Origin of the sequence: Paenibacillus sp. FSL W7-1088, assembly GCF_037969855.1 — a bacterium.
Taxonomy (GTDB): domain Bacteria; phylum Bacillota; class Bacilli; order Paenibacillales; family Paenibacillaceae; genus Paenibacillus.
Genome location: NZ_CP150216.1, coordinates 6,140,675 through 6,160,453, shown reverse-complemented (window position 1 = coordinate 6,160,453; position 19,779 = coordinate 6,140,675). Strand labels below are relative to the sequence as shown.

Annotated in this window: 16 protein-coding genes; 13 read left to right on the top strand and 3 right to left on the bottom strand. The window is 45.7% G+C overall.

Annotated features, from left to right (window positions below):
- Nucleotides 1-364: 364 nt before the first annotated feature.
- The 6 genes from MKY42_RS27860 (at nucleotide 365) to MKY42_RS27835 (ending at nucleotide 9,063) form a co-directional block, all read left to right on the top strand.
- Nucleotides 365-3,175, top strand: coding sequence for an ATP-binding protein (locus MKY42_RS27860; protein WP_339846294.1), 2,811 nt, complete (start codon nucleotides 365-367; stop codon nucleotides 3,173-3,175).
- Nucleotides 3,176-3,502: 327 nt separating this feature from the next.
- Nucleotides 3,503-4,849 carry a cytochrome ubiquinol oxidase subunit I gene (locus MKY42_RS27855; protein WP_076291251.1) on the top strand — a complete coding sequence of 449 codons (1,347 nt, stop codon included), beginning with the start codon at nucleotides 3,503-3,505 and terminating at the stop codon, nucleotides 4,847-4,849.
- Complete coding sequence (locus tag MKY42_RS27850; RefSeq protein WP_076291252.1) at nucleotides 4,846-5,880, top strand: cytochrome d ubiquinol oxidase subunit II; 1,035 nt, start codon at nucleotides 4,846-4,848, stop codon at nucleotides 5,878-5,880. The genes MKY42_RS27855 and MKY42_RS27850 overlap by 4 nt, the downstream gene beginning before the upstream one ends.
- Nucleotides 5,881-5,888: 8 nt before the next feature.
- Entirely contained in the window at nucleotides 5,889-6,086 is a 198-nt protein-coding gene (locus MKY42_RS27845) for a hypothetical protein (RefSeq protein WP_339846289.1), read from the top strand.
- A 71-nt stretch (nucleotides 6,087-6,157) separates the two neighbouring features.
- Nucleotides 6,158-7,222: an MBL fold metallo-hydrolase gene (locus MKY42_RS27840; RefSeq protein ID WP_339846287.1), complete on the top strand. Its 1,065-nt coding sequence runs from the start codon at nucleotides 6,158-6,160 to the stop codon at nucleotides 7,220-7,222.
- A 215-nt stretch (nucleotides 7,223-7,437) separates the two neighbouring features.
- Nucleotides 7,438-9,063, top strand: a complete 1,626-nt coding sequence (locus tag MKY42_RS27835; protein WP_090904713.1) for an ATP-binding cassette domain-containing protein — start codon at nucleotides 7,438-7,440, stop codon at nucleotides 9,061-9,063.
- 176 nt (nucleotides 9,064-9,239) lie between these two features.
- Here MKY42_RS27835 and MKY42_RS27830 read toward each other — a convergent pair whose 3' ends face one another.
- Nucleotides 9,240-9,428: a hypothetical protein gene (locus MKY42_RS27830; RefSeq protein WP_062325854.1), complete on the bottom strand. Its 189-nt coding sequence runs from the start codon at nucleotides 9,426-9,428 to the stop codon at nucleotides 9,240-9,242.
- A 290-nt stretch (nucleotides 9,429-9,718) separates the two neighbouring features.
- On the opposite strand from MKY42_RS27830, the gene MKY42_RS27825 reads away from it, so the two are divergent.
- Entirely contained in the window at nucleotides 9,719-10,609 is an 891-nt protein-coding gene (locus MKY42_RS27825) for a cation diffusion facilitator family transporter (RefSeq protein WP_090904714.1), read from the top strand.
- 105 nt (nucleotides 10,610-10,714) lie between these two features.
- Here the strand turns inward: MKY42_RS27825 and MKY42_RS27820 are convergent, their stop codons facing one another.
- Entirely contained in the window at nucleotides 10,715-11,218 is a 504-nt protein-coding gene (locus MKY42_RS27820) for a hypothetical protein (RefSeq protein ID WP_090904715.1), read from the bottom strand.
- A gap of 393 nt (nucleotides 11,219-11,611) precedes the next feature.
- Entirely contained in the window at nucleotides 11,612-11,776 is a 165-nt protein-coding gene (locus tag MKY42_RS27815; protein WP_017692264.1) for a DUF1328 domain-containing protein, read from the bottom strand.
- 219 nt (nucleotides 11,777-11,995) lie between these two features.
- On the opposite strand from MKY42_RS27815, the gene MKY42_RS27810 reads away from it, so the two are divergent.
- From MKY42_RS27810 to MKY42_RS27785, 6 genes are all read left to right on the top strand, one after another.
- Complete coding sequence (locus MKY42_RS27810) at nucleotides 11,996-12,508, top strand: DUF948 domain-containing protein (protein ID WP_090904716.1); 513 nt, start codon at nucleotides 11,996-11,998, stop codon at nucleotides 12,506-12,508.
- Nucleotides 12,509-12,570: 62 nt separating this feature from the next.
- Nucleotides 12,571-13,104, top strand: a complete 534-nt coding sequence (locus MKY42_RS27805) for a hypothetical protein (protein ID WP_111620659.1) — start codon at nucleotides 12,571-12,573, stop codon at nucleotides 13,102-13,104.
- Between the two features lie 94 nt (nucleotides 13,105-13,198).
- Nucleotides 13,199-13,543: a general stress protein gene (locus MKY42_RS27800; protein ID WP_064640589.1), complete on the top strand. Its 345-nt coding sequence runs from the start codon at nucleotides 13,199-13,201 to the stop codon at nucleotides 13,541-13,543.
- A 391-nt stretch (nucleotides 13,544-13,934) separates the two neighbouring features.
- Nucleotides 13,935-15,104, top strand: a complete 1,170-nt coding sequence (locus MKY42_RS27795; RefSeq protein WP_111620660.1) for a fused response regulator/phosphatase — start codon at nucleotides 13,935-13,937, stop codon at nucleotides 15,102-15,104.
- The gene (locus MKY42_RS27790) at nucleotides 15,101-18,820 is read left to right on the top strand and encodes a response regulator (protein WP_090904718.1); all 3,720 of its coding nucleotides are present in this window, start codon (nucleotides 15,101-15,103) and stop codon (nucleotides 18,818-18,820) included. Before MKY42_RS27795 ends, MKY42_RS27790 begins: the two co-directional genes overlap by 4 nt.
- Before the next feature lie 71 nt (nucleotides 18,821-18,891).
- Nucleotides 18,892-19,764, top strand: a complete 873-nt coding sequence (locus MKY42_RS27785; RefSeq protein WP_177185912.1) for a protein-glutamate O-methyltransferase CheR — start codon at nucleotides 18,892-18,894, stop codon at nucleotides 19,762-19,764.
- Nucleotides 19,765-19,779 lie beyond the last annotated feature (15 nt).

The following is a 19,779-nucleotide window of genomic DNA, read 5'->3' as shown; positions in this document are numbered from 1 at the left end:
TGAAATGAATTTGTTAAGAAACTTCTAAAAAAAATGTCGTAATTTGTGTGGAAATGCTGCAAAATTTTTAATGTTTGTATTCCAGAATATAGGATGCATATGTAGAAAGTTCTATAGAGTTGAAGCCAAACTTCAGTATTTTACCATGAATGCAGCTCATTTGCCGATCATTCAAAATTTCCCAAAGCTACATCGAGTAGTTATTACAGTATAATGTATCAGAACGGTTTGAGGGAAATAAAGTAGATCTTGCGAGCTTTAATCCATAGGAGGTACCAACGTTGTTGTTGAATGCAAACACAGTAATCAGTCACAAGGGCAGCTACCTATGAACTACATAAAGGTAAATAAGGTGTTGGAGTGGATGGTAATTAAACTCCGTATTCCGTGGCTGGGTACGGCCATACTTATTATCCTGGGTACGCTGGGAACGATATTTCCGTTGACTCTTTTTTACGGGGTACAGCTATTGTTCGGTACAGCGGCAGCTTTTATTGCTTTGCGTTTACACGGAGCCATATACGGATTCACCACCCTAATAGCGATCTGTGCCTTGGGGATATTATTTGAAGGTCTGGTCCCTAGCAGTTTTTTTATGATTGGCGCTCATTTCATTGAATTAATCTGGATGCTGGGATGGCAGATACGCTGGAAAAATGGAAGCATCATGAAGGCGAATGCTGCATTCTGGGTTGTGATGTTATTGCCAGTTACCTTTTACGGATATTTCATAATGGGCATGGATCTAGAAGAATTGAAGTATGGATATATGCATGTCGCTGTGACCAGCATGGTTAATGCGCTGATTGCAGGTATTGTCGTGGATTTCTGGATTACCACTGGCGAGGTGAAGTCAAAACGAACTGGAACCATTCCGCTCAGACGAATTGCTTTTAAATACGTCGTAGCTTTTGTAGTCGTTGTCTCTCTTGTTCTGTTATCGGCCGATAGCCGCAGACAGCTAGGTCAGATCAATGACACCATCCTATCTAATCTAAAACATGCTGCGAATGCTGTGATCAAGGATTTAAATGATCAATATCTATCCCAAGAGAACATGCATCAAAGTATGCAGCGTTATTATCATCTACTGGATGTGAATGTCATCATTCTTGACCCCGATGATAAGGTCATTGCTTCTGGGCTGGATACGTTCCAAGTGGGAGAATACCTGGATATCGACAAATATCGTTTTCTCAAGCCGGGGGAGAACAGCATACTGTTCCATTCTGGGGATGCTTATTATAGCGATGTGCTTACTTACTGGAAACAGGCATCGTTCATGTACGAAGCAGATATGACCACAAGTACGCCTTATCGAGTATTTGTTGAGACCAACTCAGCCCATTATTACACTCGGATTGAGGCGATCTATCTGACTACACTTCAATCTCTATTCGCTATTTTTGTGGTTTCCATGATTGTGGCCGCTCCTCTCAGCCGGAAAGTGGTAAGTCCATTGAAGCGTCTTACACGTATGACTGGCTCTCTTCCGAGGCTGTTATTTCGTAATGGGGAGATGGAATGGCCAACCAGCCATGTAACAGAAGTACAGATACTGATTGGCAATTTGCGCAAGATGGCTGATGTGCTCCTGGGACAATTCGAACAGATTCGTCAGGACAAGCTCACCCTGGAGGACAGGGTCAGAGAGCGGACCAAGGAGCTGAAGAATAGTGAGGAGATCAAACGCGCCATTATTGATTCTTCTATTGATGCCATTATTGCTGTGGATTCAAACGGGCTGATTATCGAATTTAATCCCGAAGCCGAAAGAATGTTTGGACTGGAACGGGCAGAAGTGGTATTCGAGAAGGATGCTCCATCCCTTTTTCAGGGTGCGAGCTGTATGGAAATCAAGGAAATGCTGAACCAATGTGAGTATATTCGGGGGAAACGACATGTCATCGTCGAAGAGATTTCAGGTATTCGCCGGGACGGTTCCGTTTTTCCGATTGAATACAAGATCGTAGAAATCCAATTGGGCAATAACGAATCGCTTTATAACTTGTTTATTAAGGATATTACGGAGCGCACAAGGGCTGAAGAAGAACGCGTACGTCATGCGCTGGCTCTGGAAAAGCTGAATGCGGAGCTATTTCATGAAAAAGTCGCCATTCAGGAACAGCGGGATATTAGCCAGCATTTCATTGAATCTGCACGGGAAGGACTGGTCATGTCTGATCGTTCGGGCACCATCACGATAGTGAACAGAAGGATTGAAGAAATGTTTGGTCTCCGAGATTTTTCGGGCAGATCCATTGAAGACTTGGCTAAGGCCATTGATACGCGGATATTAACCTCTGAATTCAATCTGGTGGAGCAGACGCGCGCATTTTTGAACGGTGAACGGGCCTTTGTTGAGACTGAATTTATATTTAATGATGTGGATAAGAGTGTATTTTCCCTGTACATGAAGCAAATGGATGTTCCGGGCAAAAATCATGGATTTCTTCTGGTGTTCCGCGATCGTACGGAGGAAGAACGCCTGAATCGGATGAAAAACGAACTGATCAGCGTGGTCTCACATGAGCTTCGAACCCCTGTTGCGACCATTATGGGCTATGTGGAACTGATGATGATGTATGATCTCCCCGCTTCGCAGCGTCAGGAGTTCATGGAAACCATCTCTTCGGAAGGCGCACGACTGAGCAGTCTGCTGGATGATGTACTTGATATTCAACGTCTGGATAACGAAGGTATGACCTACCACATGACGTATGTGCCGCTGCTTGAGGTGGTTGAAGGTGTAGCTGAGCAATGGAACATGACATCCATTCAGCGTATCCATGTGCATGCGTTTAATGGAGACTTTTTTGCTTATGCGGACCAGAACCGGATGATTCAGGTGTTACATAACCTGATTGGTAATGCGGTCAAGTACTCACCTGGAGCAGATCGAATCGATATTACGTTGTGGGAAGAAGAAGAATGGTTATGCATCGACGTGCGTGATTATGGAATAGGTATTCCCGAGAATGTGCAGGACATGTTGTTTACGAAGTTTTACCGTGTGGACAATTCGGATCATCGTCAGATTGGCGGGACTGGACTGGGGCTTTACATTTCGCGCAAAATTGTAGAGGACCACCAGGGAACGCTTACCTTTATATCCGCGTCGCACAAAGGAAGTACGTTCAAGGTTCGATTGCCCAAGCAGGACGAACTCTTGTAAAACAAGTGAAGCCTTTATCTAGTAGGATGTTTTCATCCTTAATTAGATAAAGGCTTTTTTTGTTTTTCAAAATTTCCCGGATAAAAAAACAACTTCTTTTGCAAACTGTCTATAGAGCCATAATTTGCATGCCATGCAAAAGGAGGACGGCAGGTCTATGTTCCGTAAACAAGAGAAAACCCTTATTATCGTCTGCCTGGTCGCAGCCGTGATCGTGCTGTATGCCGTTGTCAAAAGTATTATCCGGATCATGAGTTATTGAGGCGTATCGTCACACAGGCGGTATGAAGTCGTACATACGATTATGTGAAAGAGGAGTGTAACCCCATGTCATCCCTGGACCCTGTTCTGCTCAGCCGGATGCTGACCGGTCTTACCCTGTTTGTGCACATCATTTTTGCTTCCATCGGTGTAGGCGTCCCACTCATGATCGCCTTGGCTGAATGGCGCGGATTGCGCACGAATGATATCCATTACACCTTGCTCGCGCGCAGATGGGCGCGGGGGTTCGTCATTACCGTTGCCGTTGGTGTGGTTACCGGCACCTCAATCGGTTTACAGCTCAGCCTGCTGTGGCCAATGTTTATGCGAGTAGCGGGGCAGGCCATTGCCTTGCCGCTGTTTATGGAGACGTTCGCCTTTTTTGTGGAGGCGATCTTTCTTGGAATCTACCTTTATACATGGGACCGATTCAAAAAGAAATATACGCACATGCTGCTGCTGATTCCGGTGGCACTGGGTTCCTCTGCCTCTGCGATATTCATTACAACGGTGAATTCCTTTATGAATCAGCCTCAGGGGTTTACCCTGATTAACGGCATCATGAAGGACATCCACCCGATTGCTGCGATGCTGAATCCGGCTACCCCGACCAAGGTATCTCACGTGCTCGCCTCGTCATACACATTGAGTGCGGGGATATTGGCAGGCATCGCCGCATTCAGCTTGCTTCGGGGTCGGGATCATGTGTATTACAAAAAGGCACTTAAGCTCACAACGGTATGTGCGCTCGTATTTGCGGTCAGCACCGTCATGATCGGAGATTCTTCCGGTAAATTTCTAGCGAAATACCAGCCGGAGAAGCTCGCCGCCGCAGAGTGGCATTTCAAAACGATGACGAAAGCGCCGCTGGTTTATGGGGGTATTCTTGATGAGAACAATGAAGTGAAATATGCCATTGAGATTCCCTATGCACTTAGCATATTGGCAGGAAACAGACCCGACACAGAAGTGAAAGGGCTCGAAGAATTTCCGGCCGATCTGAGGCCGCCGTTGTCCATTCATTATATGTTTGACCTGAAAGTAACGACAGGCGTGATCATTCTGCTAATCCCGGTGCTTTATGTGTTCCGCCGCTGGCTGCCGGGGCGCAAGCCTTATCCAAAGTGGCTCTTGTTAGGCATCGTCCTGCTTGGGCCGCTGGCCATGATTGCCATCGAGCTGGGCTGGATGTTCGCCGAGGTCGGCAGACAGCCATGGATTTTGCGCGGGTACATGAAGGTGTCGGAAGCAGCAACAACATCATCCTCCGTAGGCTGGATGCTCGTTCTATTTATTCTGCTGTACCTGATCCTTTGCTTTTCAGCGATACGGGTACTCAGCAAGCTGTTCCGTAACAAGGAAGCAGAGAAGGAACTGGAGTCTCTCGGTCTGGAAGGAGGGATCGTGCATTGAGCTTTGAAATTGCAGGCATCGCGATCTTGTGGACGTTTCTGTTTGGATATCTGATCGTGGCTTCGATTGATTTTGGGGCCGGATTTTTCAGCTTTTACAGCATATTAACCGGACACGAGAACAAAATCCATAACATTATTCAGCGCTATCTCTCACCCGTGTGGGAAGTGACGAATGTGTTTCTGATCTTTTTTGTGGTTGGTCTGGTCGGATTTTATCCGGATAGTGCTTTTTATTACGGGACAGCCTTGCTTGTTCCAGGTTCATTAGCGATTGTACTGCTTGCGATTCGGGGCGTGTACTACGCCTATAATACCTATGGGAACCATGGGCAGAACAGCCGGATCTATATGGCGTTGTACGGAGCGACGGGATTGCTGATCCCGGCGGTGTTTTCCACCATTTTGGCGATATCCGAAGGTGGAATTATTGAGCAGGTGGGTGATCAAGTATTTTTCCGCTGGCGTGAGTTTTTGACGAATCCGTATACCTGGTCTGTTGTATTGCTTGCGCTGGTAAGTGTGCTGTATATCTCAGCGATGTTTCTTTCCTATTATGCCAAGCGGGCGGAGGATGAGACTGCGTTTGAAGTCCTTCGCGAATATGCGCTCCTATGGAGTCTGCCTACGATCTTTGCCAGCTTTCTGGCATTTTTGCAAATTAACAAACAGAATCCCGCACACTTTGAGCAGATGTTGAATATCTCATGGATGTTTATCGCATCTTTTATCTGTTTTGTGATCGCCGTCTCACTGGTATGGAAACGTAAATATTTGGGCTGGTGCTTTATCGCCGTCATGCTGCAGTTTGCCTTTGCTTGGTACGGCTATGGGCGCTCACATCTTCCTTACATTCTGTATCCGTACATTAATATTTACGACAGCTTTACGAACAAGACGATGGGTATTGCGCTCATTACGGCGTTCAGCCTGGGATTGCTAGTGCTTATTCCTTCACTCGTGCTCATTATGAAGCTGTTTCTGTTTGATGCCAATTATGTGCGAGGTAATGCTGGCAAAAAGAAAGGATGAGTCCGTTCATGCTTCCCAACATACTGTTCATCATGCTTCCACAGTTTCTTCTCAGCTCTGACGCGGGAGTGACGGGGATTCCCGGGATAACGGGATTAAGTTTTTTTGAGACCTTTACCATTATGTACGCCCCACCACTGATCATCGTGGCTGCAATTGCGTTTTTGTTCGTCTACTTGGCGAAATGCAAAAATCCAAAGGATTGATTCGTTGGTACGTACTTTCCAATTCGGGGTAATCTTTTGTTAAGATACGAGGAGGGGAGGAGGGCCCTTTCATGCCGAAAATCCGTTATAACAACATTGATAATGTAAGTACGGACAAAACGCTGAAGGAATTCAAGCAGTGGAGGGAGCAGCGGCGCAGCAAAGTGAAGGATTATTCCTACACCGTGCCCAAGCACCCACCTGAACTGGATTATCTGCACGCCAACCGGGCTGAAACCACGATTACCTGGATTGGTCATTCCACATTTTTCATTCAATATCATGGACTAAACATCGTGACAGACCCGGTCTGGGCCGAGAAAATGGGATTTCAGCGCAGACTCGGTGCTCCTGGCATACCAATTCAGGATATTCCACCTTTGGATGTCATTCTGATCTCGCATTCACACTATGATCATTTGCATCTCGCATCGCTGCGGAAATTGGTGACGGCCAAGACACTGCTCATCGTTCCTGATGGTCTCAAGCGCAAAATGGTGCGCAAAGGATTCCACCGGTGTCATGAGATGAAATGGTGGGAACATATTACGCTAGGCGGAGTCAAAATAACCTTTGTACCTGCACAGCACTGGACGCGCCGAACCCTATTTGATACTAATACGTCCCATTGGGGCGGTTATGTATTGGAACAGAATCACCCGGCAGTTGTTCCGTCTAAAGAGAGTGCTGCGACGAGCGAAGGCCATGGTTATGAAAATTCCCGAGCAGCAGGTACGGTTGATCCAATAGAGACATCGGCTGATCATTCTCCTGGCGGTCCGCCAGTCATTTATTTTGTAGGGGATACAGGATACTTCCAGGGATTCAAAATGATCGGTGAACGCTTCGACATTGGTGTCACCCTGATGCCAATCGGTGCGTACGAGCCGGAATGGTTCATGACCTCCCAGCATGTGACGCCGGAAGAAGCGCTGCAGGGATTTGTAGAAACGGGTTCCCAGCTTATGGTTCCCATGCATTATGGGACATTTAAGCTAGCGGATGACACACCCAAGGAAGCGCTCGATCGAATGGAAGTGGAACGAGAACGGCTGGGGATCAGCGCAGAACGTATTCGGGTACTGGGACATGGTGAGACGCTCCGTATCCGGCACGAAGAAAGTAAACAAGACTAACAAAAATGGTCTAGATATGCTAATGTAAGGGTATACCCGCATGAACGGTACATTTACCAAATCTTTAACGATTAAAAAGCGGCCAATTTTCGAATTTGCCGCTTTTTTGTGTTATAATATGGTGCCAGAATAGGCTTCGGGATATTGAATCCATGATTGAATTAGTTGCTATTCATGCAGTATGCAGAATATTAAATAAAAGGATGGTATGCTTAATGATTAGTACAAGCGGCATCACGCTCCGCTACGGAAAACGTGCACTTTTTGAAGATGTGAATATCAAGTTCACGCCAGGCAACTGTTACGGTCTGATCGGCGCCAACGGAGCCGGCAAATCAACATTTCTGAAAATTTTGTCCGGTGAAATTGAAGCAAACTCGGGAGAGGTGCACATCACCCCGGGCGAACGCATGGCCGTTTTGAAGCAAAACCACTTTGAATATGATGAGTATCCGGTTCTCGAAACCGTAATTATGGGCCACAGCCGTCTTTATTCCATCATGAAAGAGAAGGACGCATTGTATGCCAAAGCGGACTTTACGGAAGAAGATGGTTTGCGCGCAGGTGAGCTTGAAGGTGAGTTTGCTGAACTGAATGGTTGGGATGCTGAGCCGGATGCAGCGGCACTCCTGATCGGCCTCGGTATCGAACGTGACATGCATGAGAAGAAAATGGTTGATCTGAGCGGTAACGAAAAAGTTCGTGTCCTGCTTGCACAAGCCTTGTTTGGTCGTCCAAACAACCTGTTGCTCGATGAGCCTACCAACCACTTGGACCTCGAATCCATTCAATGGCTGGAAAACTTCCTCATGGACTATGAAGGTACCGTTATTGTAGTATCCCATGACCGTCACTTCCTGAACAAAGTATGTACACACATTGCAGATATCGATTTCGGTAAAATTCAGCTGTACGTAGGTAACTACGATTTCTGGTATGAATCCAGCCAATTGGCACTTGCTTTGCAACGTGATGCTAATAAGAAAAAAGAAGAGAAAATTAAAGAGCTGCAAGCCTTTATTCAACGTTTCTCTGCGAATGCTTCCAAATCGAAGCAAGCGACTTCACGTAAGAAACAGCTCGACAAAATCACGTTGGATGATCTTCGTCCATCAAACCGGAAATATCCGTTCATCAACTTCAAACCTGAGCGTGAAGCGGGTAAACAATTGTTGACCGTTGACCGTATCAACAAAACAATTGATGGTGTGAACATGCTGAATGATCTCAGCTTTGTGGTGAATAAAGGGGATAAAATTGCCTTTGTTGGCCCGAACGGTAATGCCAAATCATTGTTGTTTGATATCCTTATGGGTGAAACGGAAGCGGATAGTGGCGAATACACTTGGGGTATTACCACAACACAGGCTTATTTCCCGAAAGACAACTCCAAATATTTTGACGGTGTAGATATGAGTCTCGTGGATTGGCTTCGTCAATATTCCAAAGATCAGGATGAAACGTACCTGCGTGGATTCTTGGGTCGTATGCTGTTCTCAGGCGAGGAATCTTTGAAAAAAGCAAGTGTACTCTCCGGGGGCGAGAAAGTTCGCTGTATGCTGGCGAAAATGATGCAAACAGGCGCTAACGCCCTGATTCTGGATGAGCCAACGAACCACTTGGATCTGGAGTCCATTACCGCACTGAACAACGGTATGATTGACTTTGACGGCACCATGCTGTTTACATCGCATGACCATCAGTTCATTCAAACCATCGCTAACCGGATTATTGAAATCACGCCAAACGGCATTATTGATCGCCAAATGAGCTATGATGAGTATCTGGAAAGTGACGAAATTAAAGAATTGCGCAACAAAATGTACCCAGTAGAGGCTTAAGATAAGCTAATCGGTGTAGATTGAGAAGTGTTACCATGGCTAACTCTACGTTTACGTTTTTATAGAGGATCAAAAAAGAACCGCAAGCTCTCCAGAGGAGGCTTGCGGTTCTTTTTTTGGTCATACAAGGTGATCCTGTAACCATAGAGACATCTCATACAGGAGCTGCTTGCGGTCTAGGACCCGCCAGTACGGCGGCGCTGATTGTTAGGCTTTTTGTTGTTTTGACTCTTCATCGCTTTGGGGCCGCCTTCAAAATAGGCACTGGACTGGTTACCTGTGTTTGCCTGTTCTTTCTTCTGCGCCAGTTTCTGGCGTATGGCATCCTGCAAACTGATCTTTTTCGGTTCAGTATTATCGCTCATCGTTATTCCCTCCCGGTCTTACAGTAAGCCGTCCAAATTGAACGGGATGTACTCATTTTATACGTTTTACAAATGCCCCACAAGGGCAACCTGATAAAATGATGAATTCCTTCACTATTTTGACTGGGCCAACATTTTTTCTCTTCACCTACAGCCCTGCGGTCTGGCAACTTTGTTTCGGCTTCCCTACAGCAATGCAGCTTGGCAACACTGTTTCTATAGACCCACACGGTACGCATTTGGTACCATGGAACAACCGTAATACGAAACGTTAAAGGAGTGTCGCCGGGTTGAACGCCTATGAAGAAATACGCAAAGGAGAGCGTGGGGCTTGGGTCAGTATCGTGGCCTATCTGGTCTTGTCTGCTTTTAAATTGATCTGCGGATATTTGTTTGCTTCCAGCGCTTTACTGGCGGATGGTTTTAATAACCTTACAGATATTGTTGCATCTGTTGCGGTATTGATTGGACTTCGCATATCCCAGAAGCCACCTGATTCCGATCATGCCTATGGTCACTTTAGAGCGGAAACCGTTGCTGCCCTAATTGCTTCATTTATTATGGCTATGGTTGGCCTGCAGGTATTGGTTGAAGCGGTTCGTTCCTGGTATGAAGGAAACTTTGTCGCACCAAACCTGTGGTCAGCAGCAGTTGCGGTTGTCTGTGCGCTGGTCATGCTGGGCGTATATCGTTACAATCATCGTCTTGCCAAACAAATTAACAGTCAGGCCCTGATGGCTGCGGCCAAAGATAATCGTTCCGATGCCTGGGTCAGCATAGGGGCTGCGGTCGGAATTATCGGTGCCCAATTTGGACTTCCTTGGTTGGACAAAGTAGCTGCAATAGCTGTAGGTCTGCTGATTTGTAAGACTGCTTGGGAGATTTTCCGTGATTCAACACATCGTCTGACAGACGGATTTGATCAGAAAGAACTGACAGACCTAAGATCATCTGTGGCTCGGGTTCCTGGTGTAGAAATGATCAAGGACGTAAAGGCGCGTGTGCACGGCAGTCATGTACTGGTGGACGTGGTTATTGAAGTGGATGGAAGACTGAGCCTGATCGAAGGTCATCAGATCTGTGACCGGGTTGAAGAGCGCTTGAAACGTTCACATAATATTATGCATGTACATGTGCATGTGGAGCCGAAGATGGAAGAAGGCACAACGGGAAGTCCTTGAAACCAGGAGGGACCTACCGGAAATAAGCGCATATAAAATGAAAAAGAGGACGGCCGCTGCCTGCGAGCTGTCCTCTTTACTTATCGTTAGAACGATTATACGATACTATTGGATAGCAACGTGGATCCAGGCTTTACCTTTCCACGTATACACTTGTACCCATTGACCGCCATCGAATCCATCTACAACTTCACCTGTCGTATCGATGACTTGGGACCCGAGTGCACCGATTGGCTTCCCATTAGGTGCATCATAGAACCATGTGCGCTCCAACAGGTTGAGCAGCATCGTAGGAACCAGAACCTCATCTCCTGCTTTTACAACAGGCTCATCAAAGATTTTGTCATTCGTTGTTGACGTTGTTGTTTCAGTAGTCGTTGAAGTACCTTCTGTACCTGTTGTGTCTACTGTTGTGCCAGTTACAGTCTCAGCTGTGCCTTCTACAGTGTCTACAGCAGGTTTGTTCACTTCAACAGCAGGGGTTGTTGTGGTTGTCTGTGTTCCCGTTTCTGGAGCTACCGTTCCGGTAACCGCTTCCTCAGCACCTGCGGCAGCAGCCATGGAACCCATCAAAGTCAGAGCAGCGGCAAAACTTACAATTTTTTTCATTTGTTTTTCCTCCTCGGTTAGGTATGTAGTTTGTTGTCCTGTGTTAAAAGTAACCAAGCAAGCTTACTTATGAATCACAAATTATAACAATATTTTCTTGGATTCTCCAGTGTCAACTGGAGCATATGTGGGTATAAGGAGAGCCTGTAAATATCATACTTCGGTGGGAGAAAACCGGGTTGGCTATGTCATAATGGTCCTGTTTTTATGATGTAATCGGGGTGAAGCGATGGAATAGACCAGAAGGGAGCGTAATACATAATAGAGATAAGCCGCAATTTGCTTGGGGGAAAATTGTTGCCAAAAAGTGATGATGGACGCACAAAAGCCTACCGGCTTTTGCAAGCGCGATAGGCTTTTGTATGTATCGAGTTCATATTTGGGAAGCCCCATTTATCGCATTCGGCTGCGTCCCGTAATCAGGGAGATGACGAACAGTACAACAAAGATGAAGAAGAGTACTTTGGCAATCGAAGCTGCTGCCTCAACAATACCGAAGAATCCAAAAATACCTGCAACAAGAGCAATAATTAGAAATAGTACCGACCATTTCAACATGGGTATCATCCTTTCGTTTATAGAACTTGGTAGCGAGAAGTGTTCGTCTCACTGCCGTGTGTAGTTGTTCTTTAACCGAGGTCTTTCGGGTTGAAACATTGCGATATTTTACCAGGTGGGGTTGTTTTTACAGTTCATATCCTATTTGTTTCGCCTCGGAATGGGTCGGGTAACTAAGCAATAACAAAACCGATTTATACTGGAAAGTGAGGTTCTTTTATGATCTATCAAATTAGTGTGGCTTTAATTGCAATTGCATTTGCAGTACTTGTATTCTTTTTAATTCGTACCTTGAAGTCCGCTCAAGGTTCACTCGACAATGTGTCACAGACACTGCAGGAAGTTCAGAAGACCATTGATGAGCTTAGTTATGAAGTCAAACAGACAGTAAGGCATGCCAATGATATTACAGTGGATGTGCAGCACAAAATGAAACAAATTGATCCCGTTATGGAATCTGTACAGAATCTGGGTGAAGTGCTGAACGAAGTGACGGAAGCAGCGAAACAGGTGTCATCCACATTGATGGCTAAGTTTCAGACGAAACGAAGCAGCACTGAGCAGAGCAAACGTTCAGAAGTAGCAAATGTGGTACAGACGCCGCCTGCTACACCGACAGATCGGACACTGCAATCCTATGATGCTACATATCATGATGATGCTAAAGGCGGCAAAAACTGGCTGAAATATGTGGATGTAGCCGCTAATGTATGGCAACGTATGCGGAAATAACATGACCGTTTATGAATAGAAGTCTTCAGAGCGGTGATGAACCTGATGAAAGGGTGAGAATCATGATGAAACTACTGCTTGTTATGTTTAGCGTAATTTCTCCCTTTTCCGTTCAACCGGCAGCGGTACCTGCTGCTCATGATACGCAATGGACGGTAGTGGAAGAGGAGACACCAGAGATTATTCTGGCTGCTGATCGATCCGGACCTGTCCAGCACTTTCGGACTCTGAATGACATTTCTCTGGATGATAGCATGAATGACATGTTAGCCAATAAAGGCCAGCCGGTTCATAAGGAACTTGATCCATATCTGGGTTGCCCTGAGTATCAATTCAAAGATGTAACGGTTGGGTTCTGTGAAGATACAGGAGTCGTCAATTACGTGCATATTGATGCTTCCGAGAAACGTCTGAAGCTTAATCAGGAATGGATTGATATGAATATTGAAGCCATTCGAGATGTTTTGGGCAAGCCGTATGATGTTGCAGAGGATGGAGAAGTATTTCTGCGGGGAAGTCAGGCGCTGAAGGTATATATGAAGCCAGGCTCCAATCATATTGAAGGAATAGACCTCTTTGATGAATCGGCTTCCTAGGATTGGTTATTCCAGAAGCGTTTCAACCCGATATCGTATGGTTATATACTAAGTAGCTCGATAAAGAAGATCAAATCAGAGGAGAGTGGAAACGATGAATTCAACCAATGCGCAAGCTTATGCAAAAGTGGTAGAAAACGGAGTCCAAGCGGTAGAAGCGGTGAAAGAATTGCAGATTACCGGATACCTTGCTGATCATATCTTCGTTCTAGCCCATGAAAAGGATCGTACAGATCGGATTGCTGATACGGCAGATGCCAAAGAGATTGGCATCAAGGAAGAAGGCGTATTTGATTCCTTGGCGAATCTGTTCCGCTCCCGCGGTGATGAACTTCGGGCCAAAATTGTTTCGATGGGCTTCACCGAAGCTGAGGCAGATTTTTATGAGAGTGAACTCGATAAAGGCAAAGTACTTGTGATTGCCAAAAAGAAAGAATAGCTTTGCCGATACACACACGTAAGCTGGAGCCTTCTAAATAGGGACAAGCTTCAGAAGAGAGTATCTTGCATCAATCAAAAGAGCTTTCTAGTTGATGACGCAAAATGCTTAACCAAAAACATAGATAAGGAATGGGGATATCCCCATTCCTTATCTATGTTTTTGCAAGTTTGGAAGCGGGATCAGAACGCAGCAAAAACAGGGTAGCGAGCGGGTGAATTCTCCTGCGATGGTGCCATTTACTGATAGAAGTTTTCTGATGATACGATTATAGTTATACTAGGAATTATTATGTCTACCGCTGTGTTGTATGCGAAATTTGTATAATTAAGGTTGTTAGCTGACCTGATAAGAATCGACAAACCCGGACGCCACAGATAAGGAGATAGAAATGAGAATACTTATTGTTGACGACAATCCGACGAATGTCATTATCATTCGAGAAATTCTGAAAAAAGAAAACTATCGTGACATTGTAACGGCAAGTTCTGCTATGGAGATGTTTGAGATCCTAGGGATTGGTGAGGAAAACAATGAACTTCGTCCCAAGCCGTCGGATATTGACCTGATTTTGCTAGATATGATGATGCCGGAGATGGATGGAATCGAAGCATGCAGTATTGTGCAGAAATTCGAAAATCTCAAGGATATACCTATTATTATGGTAACCGCGATCGGAGATTCCAAGAAATTGGCCGAGGCGCTCGATGCAGGGGCATCCGATTATGTGACCAAACCGATTAACAAAGTCGAACTGATGGCCAGAATCCGTCTTGCGCTTCGTCTGAAGCAGGAGAAGGACTGGCATAAAGAGCGTGATCAGCGGATTCAGGATGAGCTGAAGCTTGCGGCGATGGTACAGAATGCTGTGTTAAGTCCCGCTATTGAAGACCCGTTGTTTCACGTTAATGCCATTTATAAGCCTTCCTTTGAGCTGGCGGGTGATCTGTATTCATGGTACCCGCTTGGCGAAGGCAGATATGGGGTACTACTGCTGGATATGATGGGGCATGGGATATCTTCATCCCTATTTACCATGTTTATTGCTTCCGTGTTGAAAGACACGGTTACAACGTATGTGGACCCGGAAAAAGTTATTCAGGAGCTGAATCGTCGCTTTAATCAGTTGCATCTGGAAAAACAGCTGGTACAGTACTATTTTACAGCGATATATCTGGTCGTAGATACACGCATGAAGCGGATTGATTATGTTAACGCAGGCCATCCGCCAGCACTCTTTTTCCGTCACGACGGAAGTGTGACAACGTTTGACAGCGTCTGCTGTCCTGTAGGACTGTTCGACAAAATGGATATTGAACCACAGACGATTCACTATGAGGGTGATGGTCACATTGCACTTTATACAGATGGGCTGACTGAAGCTGTTCAAGGTGATCAGGAAATGCAGCAGGCATTTCTGAAGGAACATCTGGCGGGTTCCCACCAGTGGGATGAAGCGGCCATGCAGGCGTTGTTCTTCGATGATGAAATTCTGCAGGAGCGGGATGATGATAAATGTTTGGTGTGGATTACCTTAAATAAAGGGGTCGAAGCTGAATGAAAATCAGAAATAAACTGCTGATTGGCTTTACCGCTCTGATGGCTATCATGATCGTGCTTACGTTTGTGAGTTACGAACGGCTGAACAGCAGCAATAAACAGCTCGATCAGATGTATCAGGAGCGATACCTTAAAGTCAGATATACTTCTGCTGCACGTGGAGAGGTTAATGATATAGCCAAAGTGCTGGCTAACTTGTTGCTGAATCCCAACAATTCAATTAGTGCCGCAGACAGTGATTTGAAGGCCATGCAGGAAAAGGGCAAAGGATACCTTGAGGAAGTGCGGGACCGGGCAGACAGTGCACCAGAGCACCAACTGGTAGATCGTGTGAATACGGCCTGGGAAGCTTACAATGCTTATGCCGCGAGACAGGTCAGCTTAATGTCCCAGAATCGGGTGGAAGATGCCAATAACTACCGGAATTCAACCGGCTTGGCGGTGCAGAAGGAAGCTGTAGATAGCTTGAATGCCTTGTCCCGTTTTCAGGACCAGGAGATAGATACCGAGATTAAAGATGCGAATGCAGCCTATATGCGCGCGGTTCAGATTACCGTAGCCATCATGATTGCCGGATTGTTACTTGCATTGGGTGTCATTATGTGGGTGCTGCCAAGTATTACACGGGGGCTGAATACCGTGTCCATGATGATCACCAGCTTTGGAAAAGGCCGTTATCGGACCATTCGCCGCATACAGGTGAAGTCTACCGACGAAATTGGTCAGATTGCCAGTGTGTTCAAGGATGTCTCCAATGATTTGGAAGAAAAACTGGAAGTTGAGAAAGCTTATCTACAAGCGCAGCAGGATCAGAACTGGATGAGTTCCAACATAGCCAGAGTTCCGGAATTATTGCGGGGGATAGGATCGATTCGCCAGATCTCACAGATGTTTATCAGTGAATTCACACCTGTGCTTGGAGCTCAACTGGGTGTCGTATACCTGATCGATGAAGAGAAACATCCGGACGAATTGAGACGGTATGGTGCCTACGCGTTTGAAGAGAATAAAGATGTTGGCAAAGAGGTTTACCGTATTGGCGAGGGATTGATTGGTCAAGCCGCATTGGATATGGCGCCAATTATTCTGGATAAAACGCCAGAGGATTATGTGGACATCGGATCAGCAACGGGATCATCGCGTGCTTCTGGTGTGATGATCTATCCTGTCGTATTTGAGGATGAACTGATTGGTGTTGTCGAACTGGCTTCATTTGAAGGGTTCACCAATTTGCATACACAGTTGTTCTCACAGCTGATTATGAATCTGGGCGTCATTCTCAACAACGTTCGTCGTCGTTTGCGAGTGGAAGAACTGCTGCGTGAATCCCAGGCGCTCACAGAGGAATTGCAGGTGCAGTCTGAAGAGCTTCAGACACAGCAAGAGGAATTGCGCCGTTCTAATGAAAATCTGGAAGAACAGACGGGAGCTCTCAAACGTTCTGAAGAGCTGTTACAGCGTCAACAGGAAGAATTAGAGCACTTTAATACCGAACTGATTGCCAAGACTCGCGCACTGGAAGAACAGGTTCGTGAAGTGGAAGAGAAGAACGACGAGATTGAGAAAACCAAAACCCAGTTGGAACAGCAAGCGATGCAATTGTCGATGACAAGCAAGTACAAGTCGGAATTTTTGGCAAACATGTCGCATGAACTGCGTACACCCCTTAACAGTCTTCTGATCCTGTCCCAATTGTTATCGGAGAACAAGGATGGAAACCTGAGTGTTAAACAGCAGGAGTATGCTCAGACGATCTATATGTCCGGTGCGGACTTGCTGAAAATGATTGATGAAATTTTGGATCTGTCCAAAGTGGATGCAGGCAAAATGGATATCAATTATGAAACGATGCGGATGGAAGAACTGACCAGCTTTGTTCAACAGAATTTTGGCCCGATGGCGAATAAAAAAGAACTCAGCCTGAACATTGAGTTCGACAATAATTTGCCGGAATGGGTATATACCGACAGCCATCGCGTTAAACAGATTTTGCGGAATCTGTTGTCGAACGCGTTCAAGTTTACCAACCGGGGATCTGTAAGCCTGATTGGACGGAAGATGAAGAAAGAAGATCTTCCTGGGTATCTGAATACGAACCAGGAATATGTAGGCTTCACCGTGAAGGATACCGGGATTGGAATTCCTTCCGACAAGACGGATCTGATCTTTGAAGCATTCCAGCAGGTGGACGGTACAACCAGCCGTAAATATGGTGGAACGGGTCTGGGTTTGTCCATAAGTCGCGAACTTGCCCGTCTGCTTGGGGGAGCTATTCAGGTAGAGTCTTCCGAAGGTGTGGGCAGCAGCTTTACCTTGTTCCTGCCGGATAATCACGAAGAGGAAGTTCAGGTGGACGACGCGGCAAGAGAAGCCGCTGCTTCTTCTGAGATTGATAAGTCAGTAAGAGACTCACGGACGATGCGTTCGGGCAGACAGACCGTACTGACACCTGACCCGGAAAGCATTTCAATTATGGAGCTGCCTCCATCCGACTCACCTGTACCTGTAATATTGGAGGATGATCAGGAAAACCTCTTGGAAGGTGACAAAATTCTACTCATCATTGAGGACGATGTGAATTTTGCGCACATTTTAATGGATATGGCGAGAGGCAGAGGATTTAAGGCTATTGTGGCGCTTCAGGGAGACAAAGGACTCGAAATGGCCCGTCAATATTTGCCGGATGCGATCATCCTCGATATTCAGTTGCCTGTGATGGATGGCTGGACGATTCTGGGTGAGCTGAAAAGCAGCTCGGCGACACGTCATATCCCGGTACATGTTATTTCGGTAATTGATGATATGAAGCAAGGGTTGATGATGGGTGCCATTGCTTATTTGAAAAAACCTTCCAGTAAAGATTCGCTGGATAAAGCTTTCTCGCATATCGAATCCTATACAGAAAATCAACTGAAACGTCTATTGATTGTGGAAGATGATGAAATACAGCGGAAAGCCATCATTGAACTGATCGGCCACGATGATGTCGCTATTACAGCAGTGTCCACTGGCAGTGAAGCCTTGAATGAATTGCACAGCCAACGCTATGACTGCATGGTTCTGGACTTGATGCTGACAGATATGACCGGATTCGAGCTGCTTGACCAGATTCGGGACGATCAGTATCTGAATGATCTGCCAATCATTATTTATACAGGTAAAGAGCTGGACAGCAAAGAAGAGATGAAGCTTCGCAAATACGCAGAGTCCATTATCATCAAGGACGTGAAATCACCTGAACGTCTGCTCGATGAGACGACCTTGTTCTTGCACCGGGTAGAAGCTAACCTGCCGGAAGACAAACGTCGAATTCTGCAGAAGCTGCATAACAAGGAAACCTTGTTTGAAGGAAAGAAAATATTGTTAGTGGATGACGACATCCGTAATGTATTTGCCCTTTCAAGCGTGCTTGAAGGTTATCGCATGGATGTCACATTTGCGGAGAACGGTCGTGAAGCTTTGGAGATTCTGGATAAAAACCCGGAAATCGATCTGGTATTAATGGACATGATGATGCCGGAAATGGACGGTTATGAGGCGATGACACGGATCAGACAGATACCGAAATTCGAAAAACTGCCAATTATCGCCTTAACCGCAAAAGCGATGAAAGAGGATCGAGGCAAGTGTATTGAGGCTGGAGCATCCGATTATGTAAAAAAACCGATCCAAACGGATCAATTGTTATCCCTGATGCGGGTATGGCTGTATTCGTAACCCGATAGTTTGGGTAATGAAGGACAATACATCTATTACGCAAGTAACAAATGAAGAAGTGGAGAGAAAATATGACACCGTGGGAACCTACCGAGGCGGAGGCAGAATCGATCCGCATGCCGCAAGATGAAGAGCGTGAACTGATCGAGATCGAGTTGCTATTGGAAGGTATGCACCGTTTATATGGATATGATTTCAGGAACTACGCATTACCGTCGTTAAGACGCAGAATCTGGCATTACGTACATGCCGAAGGATTGAAGACCATTTCTGGTTTACAGGAAAGGGTGCTGCATGACCGTTCTGTATTTGATCGTTTTGTACAGAATTTGTCCATCCCTGTAACGGAAATGTTTCGTGATCCATCTTTGTTTCGATTCTTCAGGGAACAGATTATTCCTATACTGAGGACTTATCCATACATCCGGATATGGCATGCTGGCTGTTCTACAGGGGAAGAAGTCTATTCCATGGCGATTATGCTGCATGAGGAAGGACTGTACGACAAGGCAAGAATATACGCAACCGATATGAACGATCGCTCATTGCAGCAGGCCAAGGAAGGCGTATATGGCATTGAGAAAATGAAATTATATACTACAAATTATCTGGAAGCCGGGGGCACCCGTGCATTCTCGGAGTATTACACCGCGAAATATAATTCCGTTATATTTCATCCTTATCTACGGAAAAATATTATTTTTGCCGAACATAATTTGGCAACAGACCGGTCATTTAACGAGTTTAATGTAATCTTCTGCCGCAATGTCATGATTTATTTCAATGATGAATTGCGAAACCATGTGCACGGACTTTTTCATGAAAGTTTGAGCCACTTCGGCATCCTAGTTCTGGGGTCTAAAGAATCGATACATTTTACGGAATTCAGCGATGCCTACGAGCCGTTAGACCGGACGGAAAAAATATACCGGAAGATTAAATAGGGGGTTAGGCTTAGT